15 protein-coding genes and 1 pseudogene are annotated in these 17,532 nt (G+C 71.0%); 10 read left to right on the top strand and 6 right to left on the bottom strand.

The window, feature by feature from the left end; genetic code table 11:
* Nucleotides 1-170 precede the first annotated feature (170 nt).
* The 4 genes from AB0F03_RS18560 (at nt 171) to AB0F03_RS18545 (ending at nt 4,750) form a co-directional block, all read left to right on the top strand.
* Entirely contained in the window at nt 171-2,774 is a 2,604-nt protein-coding gene (locus AB0F03_RS18560; RefSeq protein ID WP_361992706.1) for a sensor histidine kinase KdpD, read from the top strand.
* Nucleotides 2,771-3,460, top strand: a complete 690-nt coding sequence (locus AB0F03_RS18555) for a response regulator (RefSeq protein ID WP_361992703.1) — start codon at nt 2,771-2,773, stop codon at nt 3,458-3,460. The genes AB0F03_RS18560 and AB0F03_RS18555 overlap by 4 nt, the downstream gene beginning before the upstream one ends.
* An 81-nt stretch (nt 3,461-3,541) precedes the next feature.
* Nucleotides 3,542-3,940, top strand: coding sequence for an OB-fold nucleic acid binding domain-containing protein (locus tag AB0F03_RS18550; protein WP_361992700.1), 399 nt, complete (start codon nt 3,542-3,544; stop codon nt 3,938-3,940).
* A gap of 54 nt (nt 3,941-3,994) precedes the next feature.
* Nucleotides 3,995-4,750: a DUF3159 domain-containing protein gene (locus AB0F03_RS18545; RefSeq protein WP_361992824.1), complete on the top strand. Its 756-nt coding sequence runs from the start codon at nt 3,995-3,997 to the stop codon at nt 4,748-4,750.
* A 505-nt stretch (nt 4,751-5,255) separates the two neighbouring features.
* Here the strand turns inward: AB0F03_RS18545 and AB0F03_RS18540 are convergent.
* The 3 genes from AB0F03_RS18540 to AB0F03_RS18530 all read right to left on the bottom strand — a co-directional run bounded on the left by AB0F03_RS18540 (nt 5,256) and on the right by AB0F03_RS18530 (nt 6,807).
* Nucleotides 5,256-5,927, bottom strand: coding sequence for a TrkA family potassium uptake protein (locus AB0F03_RS18540; protein ID WP_361992697.1), 672 nt, complete (start codon nt 5,925-5,927; stop codon nt 5,256-5,258).
* Complete coding sequence (locus tag AB0F03_RS18535; protein WP_361992696.1) at nt 5,927-6,598, bottom strand: TrkA family potassium uptake protein; 672 nt, start codon at nt 6,596-6,598, stop codon at nt 5,927-5,929. Before AB0F03_RS18535 ends, AB0F03_RS18540 begins: the two co-directional genes overlap by 1 nt.
* A 62-nt stretch (nt 6,599-6,660) precedes the next feature.
* Nucleotides 6,661-6,807, bottom strand: a complete 147-nt coding sequence (locus AB0F03_RS18530; protein WP_361992834.1) for a hypothetical protein — start codon at nt 6,805-6,807, stop codon at nt 6,661-6,663.
* A 161-nt stretch (nt 6,808-6,968) separates the two neighbouring features.
* On the opposite strand from AB0F03_RS18530, the gene AB0F03_RS18525 reads away from it, so the two are divergent.
* Both AB0F03_RS18525 and AB0F03_RS18520 read left to right on the top strand, forming a co-directional pair.
* The gene (locus AB0F03_RS18525) at nt 6,969-9,017 is read left to right on the top strand and encodes an APC family permease (protein WP_361992693.1); all 2,049 of its coding nucleotides are present in this window, start codon (nt 6,969-6,971) and stop codon (nt 9,015-9,017) included.
* Between the two features lie 103 nt (nt 9,018-9,120).
* Nucleotides 9,121-10,449, top strand: coding sequence for a TRAM domain-containing protein (locus tag AB0F03_RS18520; RefSeq protein WP_361992690.1), 1,329 nt, complete (start codon nt 9,121-9,123; stop codon nt 10,447-10,449).
* A 216-nt stretch (nt 10,450-10,665) separates the two neighbouring features.
* Here AB0F03_RS18520 and AB0F03_RS18515 read toward each other — a convergent pair whose 3' ends face one another.
* Both AB0F03_RS18515 and AB0F03_RS18510 read right to left on the bottom strand, forming a co-directional pair.
* Nucleotides 10,666-11,544 (bottom strand): MBL fold metallo-hydrolase, encoded by an 879-nt coding sequence (locus AB0F03_RS18515; protein WP_361992687.1) that lies wholly within the window; start codon nt 11,542-11,544, stop codon nt 10,666-10,668.
* A 119-nt stretch (nt 11,545-11,663) separates the two neighbouring features.
* Complete coding sequence (locus AB0F03_RS18510; protein WP_361992684.1) at nt 11,664-12,938, bottom strand: MFS transporter; 1,275 nt, start codon at nt 12,936-12,938, stop codon at nt 11,664-11,666.
* 148 nt (nt 12,939-13,086) lie between these two features.
* On the opposite strand from AB0F03_RS18510, the gene AB0F03_RS18505 reads away from it, so the two are divergent.
* The 3 genes from AB0F03_RS18505 to AB0F03_RS18495 all read left to right on the top strand — a co-directional run bounded on the left by AB0F03_RS18505 (nt 13,087) and on the right by AB0F03_RS18495 (nt 15,399).
* Nucleotides 13,087-13,293 (top strand): hypothetical protein, encoded by a 207-nt coding sequence (locus tag AB0F03_RS18505; RefSeq protein ID WP_361992682.1) that lies wholly within the window; start codon nt 13,087-13,089, stop codon nt 13,291-13,293.
* On the top strand, nt 13,280-14,671 hold the full coding sequence (locus AB0F03_RS18500) for an amidase (protein ID WP_361992679.1): 1,392 nt from the start codon (nt 13,280-13,282) through the stop codon (nt 14,669-14,671). Before AB0F03_RS18505 ends, AB0F03_RS18500 begins: the two co-directional genes overlap by 14 nt.
* A 140-nt stretch (nt 14,672-14,811) precedes the next feature.
* Nucleotides 14,812-15,399: a TetR/AcrR family transcriptional regulator gene (locus AB0F03_RS18495; RefSeq protein ID WP_361992676.1), complete on the top strand. Its 588-nt coding sequence runs from the start codon at nt 14,812-14,814 to the stop codon at nt 15,397-15,399.
* A 681-nt stretch (nt 15,400-16,080) separates the two neighbouring features.
* Here the strand turns inward: AB0F03_RS18495 and AB0F03_RS18490 are convergent.
* On the bottom strand, nt 16,081-16,662 hold the full coding sequence (locus tag AB0F03_RS18490) for a sigma-70 family RNA polymerase sigma factor (RefSeq protein WP_361992673.1): 582 nt from the start codon (nt 16,660-16,662) through the stop codon (nt 16,081-16,083).
* Between the two features lie 546 nt (nt 16,663-17,208).
* Here AB0F03_RS18490 and AB0F03_RS18485 point away from each other — a divergent pair.
* Nucleotides 17,209-17,454, top strand: a pseudogene (locus AB0F03_RS18485) (peptidase inhibitor family I36 protein); the annotation flags it as partial.
* Between the last annotated feature and the right edge of the window lie 78 nt (nt 17,455-17,532).

Genomic DNA, 17,532 nt, shown 5'->3' with positions numbered 1-17,532 from the left:
CCGGGCCGTACCCCCGCGGGGGTACGGCCCGGTGTGCGTGGTGCGCCGCGGCGTGCTCGTCAGGGTTGCGTCAAAGTTGCCCGTCGCCCCCGATTCCGTCCGGTCGGCCGGGAGTCCGGGCCATAGGGTCGACGCTGCGTAGGCAACGGGCACGGGAAGACAATGAGGCCATGGCACGCGGCAAGCTACGGATCTACCTGGGCGCGGCACCCGGCGTGGGCAAGACCTACGCGATGCTCGCCGAGGCGCACCGCCGGATCGAGCGGGGCACCGACTGCGTCGTCGCGTTCGTCGAGCACCACGGCCGGCCGCGCACCGAGATGATGCTGCACGGCCTGGAAGTGGTGCCGCCGCGGCAGCTGGACCACCGGGGTGCCACCTTCGGCGAGATGGACGTCGAGGCCGTGCTGCGCCGCCGGCCCGCCGTCGCCCTCGTCGACGAACTCGCCCACACCAACGTCCCGGGTTCGCGCAACGCCGAGCGCCGCCAGGACGTGGAGGAACTGCTCGCCGCCGGCATCGACGTCGTCTCCACCGTCAACATCCAGCACCTGGAGTCACTCGGCGACGTCGTGGAGTCGATCACCGGGGTACGGCAGCGCGAGACCGTCCCCGACGAGGTGGTACGCCGGGCCGACCAGATCGAGCTGGTCGACATGTCCCCGCAGGCCCTGCGCCGCCGCATGGCCCACGGCAACATCCACCAGCCGGACAAGGTCGACGCGGCCCTCTCCAACTACTTCCGCCCCGGCAACCTCACCGCCCTGCGCGAGCTGGCGCTGCTGTGGGTGGCCGACCGGGTCGACGAGCACCTCACCGCCTACCGCAGCGAGCACCGGGTGTCGACGATATGGGGCTCGCGGGAGCGGATCGTGGTGGGCCTGACCGGCGGCCCCGAGGGGCGCACCCTCATCCGCCGGGCGGTCCGGCTCGCCGAGAAGGGCGCCGGCGGCGAGGTCCTCGCCGTCTGCATCACCCGCAGCGACGGCCTGACCTCCGCCTCTCCGACGGAGCTGGCCGTCCAGCGCACCCTCGTGGAGGACCTGGGCGGCACCTTCCACCACGTGGCCGGCGATGACATACCGGCCGCCCTGCTCGACTTCGCGCGCGGGGTGAACGCCACCCAGATCGTGCTGGGCTCCTCGCGCCGCAAGCCCTGGCAGTACGTCTTCGGACCCGGTGTCGGCGCGACGGTCGCCCGGGACTCCGGCTCCGACCTGGACGTGCACATCGTCACCCACGAGGAGGTCGCCAAGGGCCGTGGGCTGCCCGTCGCGCGCGGCGGGCGACTCGGGCGCACCCGGGTCGTGCGGGGCTGGGCCGTCGCCCTGGCCGGCCCGGTCGTCCTCGCGGTGCTGCTGAACACCGTCGGCCTCGGCCTCGCCAACGACATGCTGCTGTTCCTGGCCGTCACCGTCGCCGCGGCCCTGCTCGGCGGCCTGCTGCCCGCCCTCGCCTCGGCGGCCCTCGGTTCGCTGCTGCTGAACTACTTCTACACCCCGCCGCTGCACCGGCTGACCGTCGCCGACCCCAGGAACATCGTCGCCATCGCGATCTTCTTCGGGGTCGGCATGTCGGTCGCCTCGGTGGTCGACCTCGCCGCCCGGCGCACCCACCAGGCCGCCCGGCTGCGCGCCGAGGCGGAGATCCTCTCCTTCCTCGCCGGGAACGTGCTGCGCGGCGAGACCGGCCTGGAGGAGCTGCTGGAGCGGGTCCGCGAGACCTTCGCCATGGAGTCGGCCGCACTGCTGGAACGGGAGAGCGACGTCGCGCCCTGGACCTGTGCGGGGCGCGCCGGCTTCGGGCCCCCGCTGGAGCGCCCGGAGGACGCCGACGTCGACATGCCCGTCGGCGGCCACATGGCGCTCGCCCTCACCGGCCGGGTGCTGCCCGCCGAGGACCGCCGGGTGCTCGCCGCCTTCGCCGCCCAGGCAGCCGTCGTGCTGGACCGCAGGCGTCTGCGGGAGGAGGCCGACCGGGCCCGCGCGCTCGCCGAGGGCAACCGCATCCGCACCGCCCTGCTGGCCGCCGTCAGCCACGACCTGCGCACTCCGCTGGCCGGCATCAAGGCCGCCGTGTCCTCCCTGCGCTCGGCCGACGTGGCCTGGTCCGAGGAGGACGAGGCGGAACTGCTGGCGGGCATCGAGGAGGGCGCGGACCGCCTCGACCACCTCGTCGGCAACCTGCTCGACATGTCCCGCCTCCAGACCGGTACGGTCACCCCGCTGATCCGGGAGATCGACGTCGACGAGGTCGTACCGATGGCGCTCGGGGGCGTACCCGAGGACAGCGTCGGACTGGACGTGCCCGAGACGCTGCCCATGGTCGCCGTCGACCCCGGGCTGCTGGAGCGGTCGGTGGCCAACCTGGTGGAGAACGCCGTCAAGTACAGCCCGCGCGGGCGGCGCGTCCTGGTCGCCGCCAGTGCCCTCGCCGACCGCGTGGAGGTACGGGTGGTGGACTGCGGGCCGGGCGTGCCGGACGAGGCCAAGGACCGTATCTTCGAGCCGTTCCAGCGCTACGGTGACGCCCCGCGCGGCGCCGGCGTCGGACTCGGCCTCGCCGTCGCCCGAGGCTTCGCCGAGGCCATGGGCGGCACCCTCGACGCCGAGGACACGCCGGGCGGCGGGCTCACCATGGTGCTGACCCTGCGCGCGGCGGGACCGCGTTCCGGTGCCTGCGACGGCGGCGCGGGGACGGCGGACGGCGGGGAGCCCGGCACCGAGGCAGGCGCGGGCACGGACATCGCACAACCGGAAAGGCAGGTCCTATGACGACCCGGGTGCTCGTGGTCGACGACGAGCCGCAGATCGTGCGGGCCCTCGTGATCAACCTCAAGGCGCGCGGGTACGAGGCCGACGCCGCCTCCGACGGCGGGACCGCCCTCGAACTCGCCGCCTCCCGCCACCCCGACGTCGTCGTCCTCGACCTCGGCCTGCCCGACATGGACGGCGTCGAGGTGATCAGGGGCCTGCGCGGCTGGACCCGCGTACCGATCCTGGTGCTCTCCGCGCGGCACTCCTCCGACGAGAAGGTGGAGGCGCTGGACGCCGGCGCCGACGACTACGTCACCAAGCCCTTCGGCATGGACGAGCTGCTGGCCCGGCTGCGCGCCGCCGTCCGCCGGGCCGAGCCGGCCGGGCCCGGCGGGGACGACCTGACGACCGTGGAGACCGAGGGGTTCACCGTCGACCTGGCCGCCAAGAAGGTGCACCGCGGCGGCAGGGACGTGCGGCTCACCCCCACCGAGTGGCACCTGCTGGAGGTGCTGGTCCGCAACACCGGCCGCCTGGTCGGCCAGAAGCAGCTGCTCCAGGAGGTGTGGGGGCCGTCGTACGGCACCGAGACCAACTACCTGCGGGTGTACATGGCCCAGCTGCGCAGGAAGCTGGAGGCGGACCCCTCGCACCCGAAGCACTTCATCACCGAGCCGGGCATGGGTTACCGGTTCGAGAAGTGAGGCGGCGGTCGTTCGCCGCGGCGGCCGTGGGGAAGTGAGCTGCGCCGCGGTCCTGTCCGTGCACCCCGGTACGCTTCAGGTATGAGTGCTGTTCCTCGTTCCGAAAAGCCGGCCGGCCGGTTCCGGCGCATGCTCGACCGGCTCTCCTCGTCGCAGGAGGACCTGGAGTCCGAGGAGCTGCGCGAGGACGCCGAGACGGCGGGGTGCACGAAGATCGACGACTGCCGCGACCGGCAGATCGTCACGGTAACTGGTACCTTGCGCACGGTCACCCTGCGCCCGCGCGCCGGCGTCCCGGCCCTGGAGGCCGAGCTGTTCGACGGCTCCGCCGCGCTGGACGTGGTGTGGCTCGGCAGGCGTTCCATCGTGGGCATAGAACCGGGGCGCAAGCTGATCGCATCGGGCCGGATCTCGATGAGCCGGGGCCGCCGGGTGCTGTTCAACCCGAAATACGAACTGCGACCCCTCGGACGGGAGTAGCCGGTGACGTCCCTCGACAAGCCGACCGAAGACACCGACCAGCCCCCGTCGGGCGTGACCGAGCCAGGTGGCCCCCGACCGGACGACGCCCGCGCGGTGACGGAGGCCGCGCTGTTCGAGGCGTTCGGCGGTGTCCGTGGCATGGTCGAAACGGTCGTGCCGGGCCTGCTCTTCGTCACGATCTTCACGATCAACAAGGACCTGCACCTCTCGGCGATCGCCGCGCTGGTCGTGTCGCTGGTGCTGGTCGTGGTCCGGCTGGCCATGAAGGACACCGTCAAGCACGCCTTCAGCGGTGTCTTCGGCGTGGCCTTCGGCGTCGTGTTCGCGATGTTCACGGGCAACGCCAAGGATTTCTACCTCCCCGGCATGATCTACACACTGGGCCTGGCGGTGGCGTACATCGTCACGACCCTCGCCGGTGTGCCCCTGATCGGCCTGATCCTCGGCCCGGTGTTCAAGGAGAACCTCTCCTGGCGCACCCGTAACCCGGGCCGAAAAAAGGCGTACGCCAAGGCCAGTTGGGCCTGGGGCCTGATCCTGCTCGCCAAGTGCGCGATCCTCTTCCCGCTGTACTGGTGGGCCGACACCACCCAGCTCGGCTGGATCCTCATCGCCCTGAAGATCCCGCCGTTCCTGCTGGCGGTCTGGCTGACCTGGGTCTTCCTCGCCAAGGCGCCGGCTCCCATCGACGTCTTCGCGGAGATGGAGGCCGAGGAGAAGGCCGAGAAGGCGGCGAAGGAGCGCGCGGCCGCCCTGGCCGCGGAGAGCGGCGAGCCGACGGGTGGACGGCACCGCCGGGAGGCGTGAGCGAGGTCCTACGACGGCGAAGGGCGCCCCTGGCCATCCAGGAGCGCCCTTCGCCGTACCACCGCTGCGTGCGTGCGGCCTGCGCCCGCTGGCGGGGCGACCAGCGCCTGCGGCCGGCTGCCTGCTGCGGGGTGGTACCGCCGCGGGTGGCCGGGCACTGCCGCCGCTGCCTGCCGTCTGCTGCCGGGCCCGGCCGCCGGCTGTGGCTGGTCGCCTGCGTCTGCGTCTGTTGCCGGGGCGACCAGCGCCTGTGGCCGGCTGTTGTCTGCCGGGCGGTACGGCCGCCGGTCGGCCGGGCGCCTGCTGCCGCTGGCCTGCCACCGGGCCGACCACCACCTGTGGCCGGTCGCCTACGACAGCTGCCTGCCGCCTGCTGCGGACGTACCGCCGCCGACCGTACCCGCCGCCTACGCCCCGCCGCCTGCCGCGGGCCGTACGCCGCCTGTGCCGTACCGCCAGCTGACGGACAGGCGCTGGTGGCCGGGCCGCCTGCCGCGGGAGACGGTCAGGCCTCTTCCCGGCGTACCGACAGCAGCTCCTCCAGCTGCTCCTCCCGGGCCTGTGCGGCCACGAAGAGGAGTTCGTCGCCCGCTTCCAGGGAGTCCTCCCCGGACGGGGTCAGCACGCGGGTGCCGCGGATGATCGTGACCAGGGAGGTGTCCTGCGGCCACTCCACGTCGCCGACCTGGGTGCCGGCCAGGGCCGACTCCTCCGGCAGGGTCAGCTCCACCAGGTTCGCGTCACCGTGGCTGAAGCGGAGCAGGCGGACCAGGTCGCCGACGCTCACCGCCTCCTCGACCAGGGCGGACATCAGGCGCGGGGTGGAGACGGCGACGTCGACGCCCCAGGCCTCGTTGAACAGCCACTCGTTCTTGGGGTTGTTCACGCGGGCCACGACGCGCGGAACGCCGTACTCCGTCTTGGCGAGCAGCGAGACGACCAGGTTCACCTTGTCGTCGCCGGTCGCGGCGATCACGACGTTGCAGCGCTGCAACGCCGCCTCGTCCAGGGAGGTGATCTCGCAGGCGTCGGCGAGCAGCCACTCCGCCTGCGGGACGCGCTCGACCGAGATGGCGGTCGGCGCCTTGTCGATCAGCAGGACTTCGTGGCCGTTCTCGAGCAGTTCGCCCGCGATCGAGCGGCCGACGGCGCCGGCCCCGGCAATGGCGACCCTCATCAGTGACCGCTCTCCTCTTCCGGGCCACCGGCGAACGCCGCCTCGACCTTCTCCACGTCGTCCGTCCGCATCATCACGTGCACGAGGTCGCCCTCCTGGAGCACCGTCTGCGAGGTGGGCAGGATCGCCTCGCCGAGCCGGGTCAGGAACGCCACCCGCACGCCCGTCTCGTCCTGGAGCCTGCTGATCTTGTGACCGACCCACTTCGGGGAGGCGTGCACCTCGGCGAGCTGCACCCCGCCGGTGGGGTCGCGCCACAGCGGCTCGGCCCCGGAGGGCAGCAGGCGGCGCAGCATCTGGTCCGCGGTCCAGCGGACCGTGGCCACGGTGGGGATGCCCAGGCGCTGGTAGACCTCGGCGCGACGGGGGTCGTAGATGCGGGCGGCGACGTTCTGCACGCCGAACATCTCACGGGCCACGCGCGCGGAGATGATGTTGGAGTTGTCACCGCTGGAGACGGCGGCGAAGGCACCGGCTTCCTCGATGCCCGCCTCGCGCAGGGTGTCCTGGTCGAAGCCGACGCCGGTGACCCGGCGGCCGCCGAATCCCGGGCCCAGCCGGCGGAAGGCGGTGGGATCCTGGTCGATCACTGCGACCGTGTGTCCCTGTTGCTCCAGGGTCTGGGCGAGAGCGGAACCCACTCTCCCGCAGCCCATGATGACGATGTGCACGACCGTCCTTCCGGTGTCCAAAGTTGCTGCTGAGCATCAGGGTCTCAGACCGACGCCCAAAGCTACACACGGGCGCTGCCCGGGCGGCACCCCTGTGCCGGGACCGGGGGAAGTCGCCGGCGAGTGATGCTGCGCACGCTGCACAGGGTGAGGATTCCGAGGGCGGCGAGGGCGAGCGCCGCCCCGATCAGCTCCGCGGTCGCGGGCATGGCACCTCCGGAGTGCGATGACTGGCGGGGTTTGCCATCTAGGCACGCAGGGCACCCGGACTACGGAATCCGCAGTTCCGTGCGCCCCCGAATTCACTCGTGAGGCATATCGAGCATGCCGGGTGGGCGGGTGCCAGTTCGAAGGCTTACGATCCTCTCTCGTGTCCAAACTGACCGACGTGCCCAAACGGATCCTGATCGGGCGCGCACTGCGCAGTGACCGGCTGGGCGAGACGCTCCTGCCGAAGCGCATCGCACTCCCCGTCTTCGCCTCCGACCCGCTGTCCTCCGTCGCCTACGCGCCGGGGGAGGTCCTGCTGGTCCTGTCCATCGCGGGCGTGTCGGCGTACCACTTCAGCCCCTGGATCGCCGTCGCGGTCGTGGTGCTGATGTTCACCGTGGTCGCCTCCTACCGGCAGAACGTGCACGCCTACCCGAGCGGCGGCGGTGACTACGAGGTCGCCACCACCAACCTCGGCCCCAAGGCCGGCCTCACCGTGGCCAGCGCCCTGCTCGTCGACTACGTGCTGACCGTCGCCGTCTCCATCGCCTCCGGCATCGAGAACCTCGGCTCCGCGATCCCCTACGTGGTCCAGCACAAGGTGCTCTGCGCCGCCGCCGTGATCATCCTGCTGACGCTGATGAACCTGCGCGGCGTCAAGGAGTCCGGCAAACTCTTCGCGATCCCGACGTACGTCTTCGTGGGCGGCGTCTTCATCATGATCGCCTGGGGCGCCTTCCGCGGGCTGTTCCTGGGCGACACCATGCGCGCCCCGACCGCCGACTACCACATCAGGGCCGAGCATCAGGGGCTCGCGGGCTTCGCGCTCGTCTTCCTGCTGCTGCGCGCCTTCTCCTCCGGCTGTGCGGCCCTCACCGGCGTCGAGGCGATCTCCAACGGCGTCCCCGCCTTCCGCAAGCCGAAGTCGAAGAACGCCGCCACCACGCTCGCCATGATGGGCCTGCTGGCCGTCACCATGTTCTGTGGCATCATCGCGCTCGCCATGACCACCAAGGTCCGCATGGCCGAGAACCCCGCGACCGACCTGCTGCACCACGGTGTCCCGCTCGGCGGTGGCTACGTGCAGAACCCGGTGATCTCCCAGGTCGCCGAGGCGGTCTTCGGCAAGGGCAGCTTCCTGTTCGTCGTCCTGGCCGCCGCCACCGCGCTGGTGCTGTTCCTGGCCGCCAACACGGCCTACAACGGCTTCCCGCTGCTCGGCTCGATCCTCGCCCAGGACCGCTACCTGCCGCGCCAGCTGCACACCCGCGGCGACCGCCTCGCCTTCTCCAACGGCATCGTGCTGCTCTCCGGAGCGGCGATGCTGCTCGTGTTCCTCTACGGCGCCGACTCCACCCGCCTGATCCAGCTCTACATCGTCGGCGTGTTCGTGTCCTTCACGCTCAGCCAGACCGGCATGGTCCGGCACTGGAACCGCCACCTCGCGGCCGAGACCGACCCGGCCAAGCGCAGCCACATGATCCGCTCCCGCGCGATCAACACGTTCGGCGCCTTCTTCACCGGCCTGGTGCTCGTCGTCGTGCTGGTCACCAAGTTCACCCACGGCGCCTGGGTGGCCCTGCTCGGCATGTGCATCTTCTACGCCACGATGACCGCGATCCGGAAGCACTACGACCGCGTCGCCGGGGAGATCGCCGCCCCCGAGGGCCCGAGCGACGACATGGTCCGCCCCTCCCGCGTCCACTCCGTCGTCCTGGTCTCCAAGATCCACCGCCCGACGCTCCGCGCCCTGGCCTACGCCAAGCTGATGCGCTCCGACACCCTGGAGGCGCTCACCGTCAACGTGGACCCGGCCGAGACCAAGGCGCTGCGCGAGGAGTGGGAGCGGCGCGGGATCGACGTACCGCTGAAGGTCCTGGACTCGCCGTACCGCGAGGTCACCCGCCCGGTGATCGAGTACGTCAAGAGCCTGCGCAAGGAGTCCCCGCGCGACGCGGTCTCCGTGATCATCCCCGAGTACGTCGTCGGCCACTGGTACGAGCACCTGCTGCACAACCAGAGCGCCCTGCGCCTGAAGGGCCGCCTGCTGTTCACCCCGGGCGTCATGGTGACCTCGGTGCCGTACCAGCTCCAGTCCTCGGAGGCGGCCAAGCTGCGGGCCCGTAAGCGGCAGGAGTGGAACGCACCGGGCGCGGTCCGGCGCGGCCCGGCCGTGATGCGGCCCAAGGAGCCGTCGGGCAAGGACTGAGGCGCGACGGGAAGGCCGTAGACTGGTGGGCTGTTGTCCGGCCCACCGGTGTGCGGCCTTCCTCGCACCGCCTTCCCGCTTCCCGATCTGGAGTCACCCCACCATGCAGGCAGAACCGAGCACGTCCCTGGTGGGTGAGGAGTACGAGGTCGAGATCGGCCCCGTCGCCCACGGCGGCCACTGCATCGCCCGTACGTCCGAGGGACAGGTGCTGTTCGTCCGGCACGCGCTGCCCGGCGAGCGGGTCGTGGCCCGGGTCACGGAGGGCGAGCAGGGCGCCCGCTACCTGCGCGCCGACGCGGTGCACATCGTCGAGGCCTCCAAGGACCGCATCGAGGCCCCCTGCCCCTTCGCGGGGCCCGGTCGCTGCGGCGGCTGCGACTGGCAGCACGCCAAGCCGGGCGCCCAGCGCAGGCTCAAGGCCGACGTCATCGCCGAACAGCTCCAGCGGCTCGCCGGCCTCACCCCCGAGGAGGCGGGCTGGGACGGCACCGTCCTCCCGGCCGAGGGCGACAAGCTGCCGGCGGGCCAGGTGCCGCAGTGGCGGACACGGGTGCAGTACGCGGTGGACGCCGACGGCAACGCCGGACTGCGCCGCCACCGCTCGCACGAGGTCGAACCGATCGACCACTGCATGATCGCGGCGGCCGGCGTCAGCGAACTCGGCATCGAGGACCGGGACTGGTCCGGCATGGCCTCCGTCGAGGCGATCGCCGCGACGGGATCCCAGGACCGCATGGTGATCCTGGAGCCGCGGCCCGGGGCACGACTGCCGCTCGTCGAGCTGGACAGGCCCGTCTCCGTCATGCGCGTCGAGGAGAACGACGGCGGCATCCACCGCGTCCACGGCCGCGCCTTCGTGCGTGAACGTGCCGACGACCGCACCTACCGCGTCGGCAGCGGCGGCTTCTGGCAGGTCCACCCGAAGGCGGCCGACACGCTGGTCAAGGCCGTCATGCAGGGCCTGATGCCGCGCAAGGGCGAAATGGCCCTGGACCTGTACTGCGGCGTGGGCCTGTTCGCCGGCGCCCTGGCCGACCGCCTCGGCGAGCAGGGCGCGGTCCTCGGCATCGAGTCCGGCAAGCGGGCGGTGGAGGACGCGCGGCACAACCTGGCCGGCTTCCCCCGGGTCCGTATCGAGCAGGGCAAGGTCGAGTCGGCCCTGCCCCGCACCGGCATCACCGAGGCCGACCTCATCGTCCTGGACCCGCCCCGCGCCGGCGCCGGCCGCAACACGGTCACCCACCTCGCCTCCCTCGGCGCCCGCCGCATCGCCTACGTCGCCTGCGACCCCGCCGCGCTGGCCCGCGACCTGGGCTACTTCCGCGAGGGCGGCTACCGGGTGCGGACGCTCCGGGCGTTCGATCTGTTCCCGATGACGCACCACGTGGAGTGCGTCGCGATCCTTGAACCGGCCGCAAAGGGCGTCTGACTTGCGGTTGCGCGGCTCAGGGGGGTCGCTCGACCTGTTTTCCTCCGTACAGCGGGTCAGGCATAACGTCGTCCGGCCCCATCGGTGACGATGGAGCGCATGCCGGAGGAGTCTCATAGCCGCTCCCGGGCCGTCCGGTCACGGACGCCCAGGACGTCAGCCGCACGGACTCGGTGCGACTCGGTGCGCGGCACGTCCCGGCTGCTCCGGTCCGCTTCAGCCGCTGCTGGGCGTGACTCCTGAGGGAGCCGGGACGAGTCGGTACCCGCCGTCCTCTCGTAGCACGTGTCCGGCGGTCGGCGGCGGGAAGTGGCTCCCAAGCAGGAGAGTCGACGTACCGGCCACTGAGCCGAGCACCTGATTCCGGGTCCTGGCCGCGAGTTCGGGAGCGACGTCCACACAACTGCAGAGCTCCGGATGCGCCATCTGGACCGGGTGGTGGATGCTGTCGCCGGTGACCAATGCGGTCTCGCCACGGCTGCTCAGTTCCACCGCTACCTGCCCCGGTGTGTGGCCGGGGGTGGGCAGCAGACGGATGCCCGGCGCGACGTCCGTGCCCTCGTCCGCGACATCGATGAGGTCGAACAGACCTGCTTCCCGGACGGGATGGACCGAGTCCCGGAACATCTGCCGACGGGCCTCCTCCATGTCGACACCCGCCCAGTAGTCCCACTCGGTGCGTGAGGTGAGATAGCGCGCGTTCGGGAAGGTGGGCACCCAGGCGTCGCCCTCGGCACGCGTGTTCCACCCCACGTGGTCGGCGTGGAGGTGGGTCAGGACCACGACGTCAACGCTCTCCGGCGCGAAGCCCGCCGCCCGCAGCCGTGCTTCGTAGTCGCTGTTCAGGTTGTGCCAGGCGGGGTTGGCGCGCCGCTTCCCGTTTCCGATGCCGGTGTCCACCAGCACCCGCATGCCGTCCACCTCGACGGCGAAGCTGTGACTCGCCAGGCGCAGGACGCCTTGTTCGTCGGCGAATTCGGGGCTCAGCCAGGGAGTCCGGCTCACGAGGTCGGTGGTTGCCCCGGGCAGCAGCCACGGACCGGTCCGGGCGGGCAGGACCACTTCGTCGATGCGTCGCACGGTGTGGTTGCCCACCGTCCAGGAAGAGATGGGGGGAGTAGAGGCCTTGGTCGTTTGCGATGAGGTGAACACGGCGACCTTCCTTACCCGTCATGGGGCGCGAGGACGGAGATGTCGGGAGCAGGTGTATCGGGTCAGGCGGATGTGTAGTTGCTCGCTGCCGGGCAGGAGCGGGCGTCCGGGGACGGCGTCCGGCGCCGACTGCGCAGCGGCGCGGTCAGCGTCGCGACTGCGACGGTCGCCAGTACGGCCACGCAGCCGGCATAGGCCAGTGCTGCCGCACGCAGCCCGAAGCCGGCGGTGAGGGCGCCGGCGCCGATGGCGGGCAGACTCATCGCGAGGTAGCTGAGTACGTAATAGGAGGCGAGCGTGCCGCCCTTCTCCCGGGCCGGGACCGAGTCGACGACCGCGCGCAGCGCACCCTGGGAGACGGCTCCGAAGCCGAACCCGGCCAGCGCCGCCCCGGCGAAGAGAAGTACGGGGCCGGCGAGATAGAGGGCACCCAGGGTCAGGACAGCCGCCGGAATCACCGCACAGCTCCCGAGAAGAGCGGAGACGTCGGCACGCATCCTGCGCGTGAAGTACACCGTCGGGGCGGCGACGGCCGTCAGCGTGAAGAAGACCATGCCGCCGGCGTATTCGGGTCCGCCGGGGGAGATGAGCCGTGTGAAGCCCGGTCCCAGGGACGAGTAGAGGCCGCCGAGTGCCCAGACGGCGACGACGCCGGCGCCGTTGAGCAGGAGAGCGTGGGCGGCCGCCGACGACAGCGCCAGGTGGGGCCGCGTCGAGCGCAGTGCTCCGGGACGGCGGCGGACGGTCTCGGACGTCGAGACGAGGGCGATGGCCTGCGCGGCGAACACGGCGATCAGGGTCGCGTACACCGTGATCGTCGGAACGGGGGCGAAGCGCACCATGAGGGTGGCTGCCAGGACGCCGGCCGCCATGCCCGTCACCGGCGCGACGCTGTTGGCCAGAGCGGGGCGACCCGGCCGGGCGGGGTCTTCCAGGTCGAGGAGAGCCGCACCTGCTGCGCCGGTCGCCGCGCCGGTCGCGATGCCCTGCAGCACGCGGGCGCCGATCAGGGTGGTCAGGCCGCCGGCCGTCGCGAACAGTGCCATGGAGGACACCTGGACCGCGAGCGCGCCCAGGAGCACGGGGCGGCGTCCGACATGGTCGGAAAGGGTTCCGGTCGTCAGCAGTGCGATCAGGAGCGCCAGAGCGTAGGCGCTGAAGACCACGGTGATGTCGAGGGACGACAACTGCCACTGAGCCTGGTAGTGGGGGTACAGCGGGGTCGGTGCGCTGGATGCGGCGAGCAGCGCGATCAGGATCGAGGCGTGCAAGGCGAACGGCAGGCGTCCGGATGGGGAGGTGCGGGGAGGCGCGAGGCCCGCGGGGACGCTCTGCATGAGGGTCCTTCCCGTGCTAAAAGCGATTGGTTTGCTTTAAGGCACCGTAGGCCCTACGGTCGACTAAAGCAAACGATTCGCTTTTACGGTGGTCGGAGGTCCTGTACCAGCCCCGGCCCGCCGCGCCGCACAGATCCGGAAGGAAGCCATGACCAGCGAACTCACCCCCCAGGAGGCAGCCCGAGGGTTGGTGCGAGCGGGGCTCTCCCTCGGGGACGGCCGACACGAAGGCGTGGCCATGACGGCCAACTACATCCACTCCGTGATCAGCACGTTGCGCGAGCTCGATTTCGGCGAGACCCCTCCCGCGTCCTTCTACCGAGCCGGACAGGGGAACGCCGATGCAACCGTTTGAGCTGTCGCTGACCGAAGCCTCCCGTGCGGTGCGCGCACGGGAGCTCTCCCCCGTCGAACTCACCGAATCGGTGCTTGCCCGTATTGCCGCCGTCGAAGGACGGCTGGGCGCCTACGTCACCGTCGCCGCCGACGAGGCCCTGGCCGCAGCGGTCCGCGCCGAACGGGAGATCTCTGGAAGCGGACCGCGCGGGCCGCTGCACGGGATCCCCATGGCGCTCAAGGATCTGATCGACGCAGAGGGGATACCCACCACGGCGAGCTCGCACGTCCGGGCAGGGCACGTGGCGGAACGCGACAGCCGGGTGGCTGAACGGCTCGGCGCCGCCGGGGCCGTCCTCCTGGGCAAGACGCACACGCACGAGTTCGCCTACGGCCTGACCACTCCGCAGACAAACAACGCCTGGGACCACAGCCGGGTTGCGGGCGGGTCGAGCGGCGGCTCGGCGGTAGCTGTCGCCGCCGGCGGGGCGACGTTCGCCATGGGCACGGACACGGGCGGTTCCATCCGGGTCCCCGCGGCCCTGAACGGCGTGGTGGGCCTCAAGCCGACCTACGGCCTGGTCCCACGCACAGGCGTGACCTCGCTGTCCTGGTCCCTGGACCACGTGGGCCCCCTCACCCGCACCGTCCAGGACGCCGCGCTGGTGCTGTCGGCGACCGCCGGCCACGACCCGCGCGACCCGGCGAGCGTGTCCGGCCCGATGCTGGACCGCTTCCCGGGGGGCGACCTGCGAGGACTGAAGGTCGGCGTACCGCGCAACCACTACTTCGACCGGGTCACGCCCGAGGTCGAGGAGTCCGTACGCGGCGCGATCGAGCGGCTGGCGGAGCTGGGGGCGGAGCTCGTCGACGTCGAGATCCCGATGGCGCGTTACATCCAGGCCGTTCAGTGGGGGCTGATGGTTCCCGAGGCCACCGCCTACCACGAGCGGTCGCTGCGGGCCACCCCCGACCTGTACGCGGCGGACGTTCGCATCCTGCTGGAGGCCGGCGAACTCACCTCTGCGGGCGACTACCTCCGCGCCCAGCGGGCCCGCACCATGATGCGAGACGCCTGGGCTCGCATGTTCGACGGAATCGACGTCCTCGCCGCGCCGACGGTGCCGATGACCGCCGTCGAGGCGGGGCAGGAAGCCGTCGAGTGGGCCGATGGCACGACCGAGGCCGTGTCGGACAGCTACGTCCGCCTCTGTGCCCCAGCCAACATCACCGGCGTCCCGGCCCTCACGCTGCCGGTCGGTCACGACCGAGCCGGACTGCCGATCGGTATGCAGCTGATGGCGCGCCCCTTCCACGATGCGACGGTGCTCCGTGTGGGCCGGGTCCACGAGGAGTCGGTGGCCGGCGCGGGGCGGCTTGCTCCCCTCGCTGCCTGAGGGAAGGCGGACGTTCCGGCCGGCATGCGGTCGCGTCGATGCAGGGGCGTCCGCCGTGCTCGGGCGCCCGGACAGGGCCCCGCGGGTCGCCGACGCCGGCCACCGCCTAGAAGCAACAAAATCGCATTAAGGTGGATCGCATGAGTCCCAAGCCCATGGCCCGCCCCGGCGGGCGCAGCGCACGCGTACAGGAGTCCGTCCATACGGCGGTACGTGAACTCGTAGGGGAGGTGGGTCGCGACGCGCTGACGGTCCCGATGGTGGCCACTCGGGCGGGCGTGACCCCCTCCACGATCTACCGTCGTTGGGGCGACCTGCAGGAACTCCTGTCCGACGTGGCCGTCGAACGACTGCGCCCGGAAACGGATCCGGCCGATCTCGGAAGCCTGCGGGCCGATCTCGACGCGTGGGCGGAACAGTTCCTCGACGAGATGGCCTCGCCGCCCGGGCGCGCCTACATCCGGGACGCCCTGCTCGGCGACCCCGACGGAACCAATGCCGGTCAGTGTTCGGCGTATGCCGCAGAGCAGATCGATGCCGTGTTGGCCCGTGCGGTGCAGCGGGGGGAGGCGGTGCCCGGGACGGAACTGCTGATCGACCGTGTCGTGGCCCCGATCATGTACCGCATCCTCTTCCGCCCTGGCCGACTGGACGCCGCATACGCGCGCGAGCTCGTGACGAACGCCGTGTACGCCCAGCAGATGGAGGCCGGCGATCGCCCCACTTAAGCCGCCGCCCCTTGGCGCTCGAAGAAGAAACCCGACAACTGACCGCTTCGCTCATCGGGCGGTCCGGCCACTGGGCCGTGGAGGCCAAGCGGCTGGCCGTACTGGCAGGGGTTCTGAAATCCCCGGCAATGACCGACCAGGACGCGGCCCTTGGGCGTGACGCCCGTTCGACGCTCCGTGCGCACGAAGGGGCCCTCCGACGAGACGGAAAATGGCCCACGGCCCTGACGCTCATGTGACGTTCACTTGGTCGATCGTGAGCCTGAGCGGCAGACGTCTGTATCGGCTGCGCCGACGGCTTCCAGGCTGTGGACGGTCACAGCCCTCGGAAGGTTCAGATTTCCCGCCGCGAGATGACGAGTGCCGCGCGATCTCTCTCCGAGCCGACCGCCACGGCGTCACTCCGGCGGGAAGGTCTGCTTCGCCCGGGCCGGCGTTGGGTCGATTCGGGCAGCAGGGGCCGCGTCGCACGGTCTGACACCGTTCGCTCAGTGGTCGGCGTGTCGGCCGTCGCATCCCCTCGAGGTCGTGCAGGTCGATGGTCGAGAGGCCCCCAGGGACACATCGGTGAAGTGCCGTTGCGTGGTCGATCGCTCCGCGCACCGGCGACGTGGGAGAAAGCACAGACGGAGGGCCGGAGGCAGACCCGGCGGAGGGCGCGGACGGTTCCACAGTCCGTGACTATTCCCCGAAAACACCCTGCTTCCGCAGCGCCTTACGCAGTGCCCGCACAGCGTAGAAGGCACGGCTCTTGACCGTACCGGGCGGGATGCCGAGGTGCTCGGCCGTCTGGGCGACGCTGCATTCCAGGTGGTACATGAGGCGGATGACGGTTCGCTGCTGCTCGTTCAGTTCGCGCAGGGCCTTCAGGACCACATGGGAGGTGATCGTTGATTCCGTGCTGTCCCAGGAGGTGTCCAGGTCCTCGGCCGGCATGAGTTCCAGCGGCCTGATCCGCCGGGCTCGATGGTGGTCGATGACGAGGTTCCTCGCCACGGTGAAGAGCCACGGCCGGATGTGCTCGCCGCGGGCGCCCAGGAACCGGGCGTGCTTCCAGGCGCGGGCCGCGGTCTCCTGGAGAACGTCCTCGGCCTTGTGCCAGTCGCCGTCCAGCAACCGCGTGGCGTACCGCACGATCAGAAGCCCGTACTGATCGTAGATGTCTCGGACGAAGGCATCGCAGTCGGTCTCCGATGCGACGGGCCACGCGTGCGCCCGAGCCGGAGCGAGGGCGGTGGTCCCCGCTTCCATGATCCTGTTCATGGGTGGTGCCCATTCCTGTTCAAGTGTTCTATGGCGTGCTCTACCGCACCTGCGGGCGAGTGGCTCAACACTCGTGGGAAGCCCTTAGCCAAGCCTTGTCGTTTCCTTGTCGTGCCTGCGGGTGAGAGCGACAAGGGCCAGGCGGAGGTCGGAGGCCGGCGGGTGATGCTCGGCAACCACCGAAGCATCGTGCGCAGGCAACCGGGCCCTCGCCAGAGCGAGGGACTCAACGCGATGCCGCATCTGCGGATCCGCTGACCCGGCGCGTCTGTGACGCCGCCGTGCGTCGGGGCCGCGCAGCCGGGTGCCCGCTCCCGCCCCGGTGCCGACGGCCTCCATGACGACCAGTTCTCTGCAGCACCCGTCATCGTCCGCAGAACGAGGTGAACCGCCCCCCTGTCCCGGTCGTTCACAGGAAAGAGACACGCATTCGAAGATCACGGCTCTCGGTTCGGCGGCGGACGCTCCGCCGCGCCTTCCGGGTGTCTTTTCCATCCACCATGCCCCCGGCGTTCTCGCCGGTGTCGAGATGAAGGGGGAACACCTGTGGCCGGTTCACGGCTTCGCCGGGTCCTGCTGTCCGGAGCGGTGCCGGACGGTGTCCTGGTGACGTTCAGCGCCCCGTCGGCGCAGGCTCACTACAGCCGGTGTCCCTCAGGGCACTTCTGTGTCTGGCGGCACAGCGCGTATGAAGGCCGTTTCTCCTCAAGTCTGAACAGCACACCGAATTCGGGCAGGTGCATGAACGACCGAGTCCGGAACCGGGCCAACCGCACCGTCTGCATGTACCCGCACGAGGGCTACAGATGCGCCATGGGGTATCACGGGGCTGGTGACGGTCCCGGACGCTCCGGCCAAGCGGCCCGAACG

The organism is Streptomyces sp. NPDC028722 (assembly GCF_040637655.1).
GTDB lineage: Bacteria > Actinomycetota > Actinomycetes > Streptomycetales > Streptomycetaceae > Streptomyces.
The sequence above is the reverse complement of the archived record's forward strand: the minus strand, read 5'-3'. Positions and strand labels throughout refer to the sequence as shown.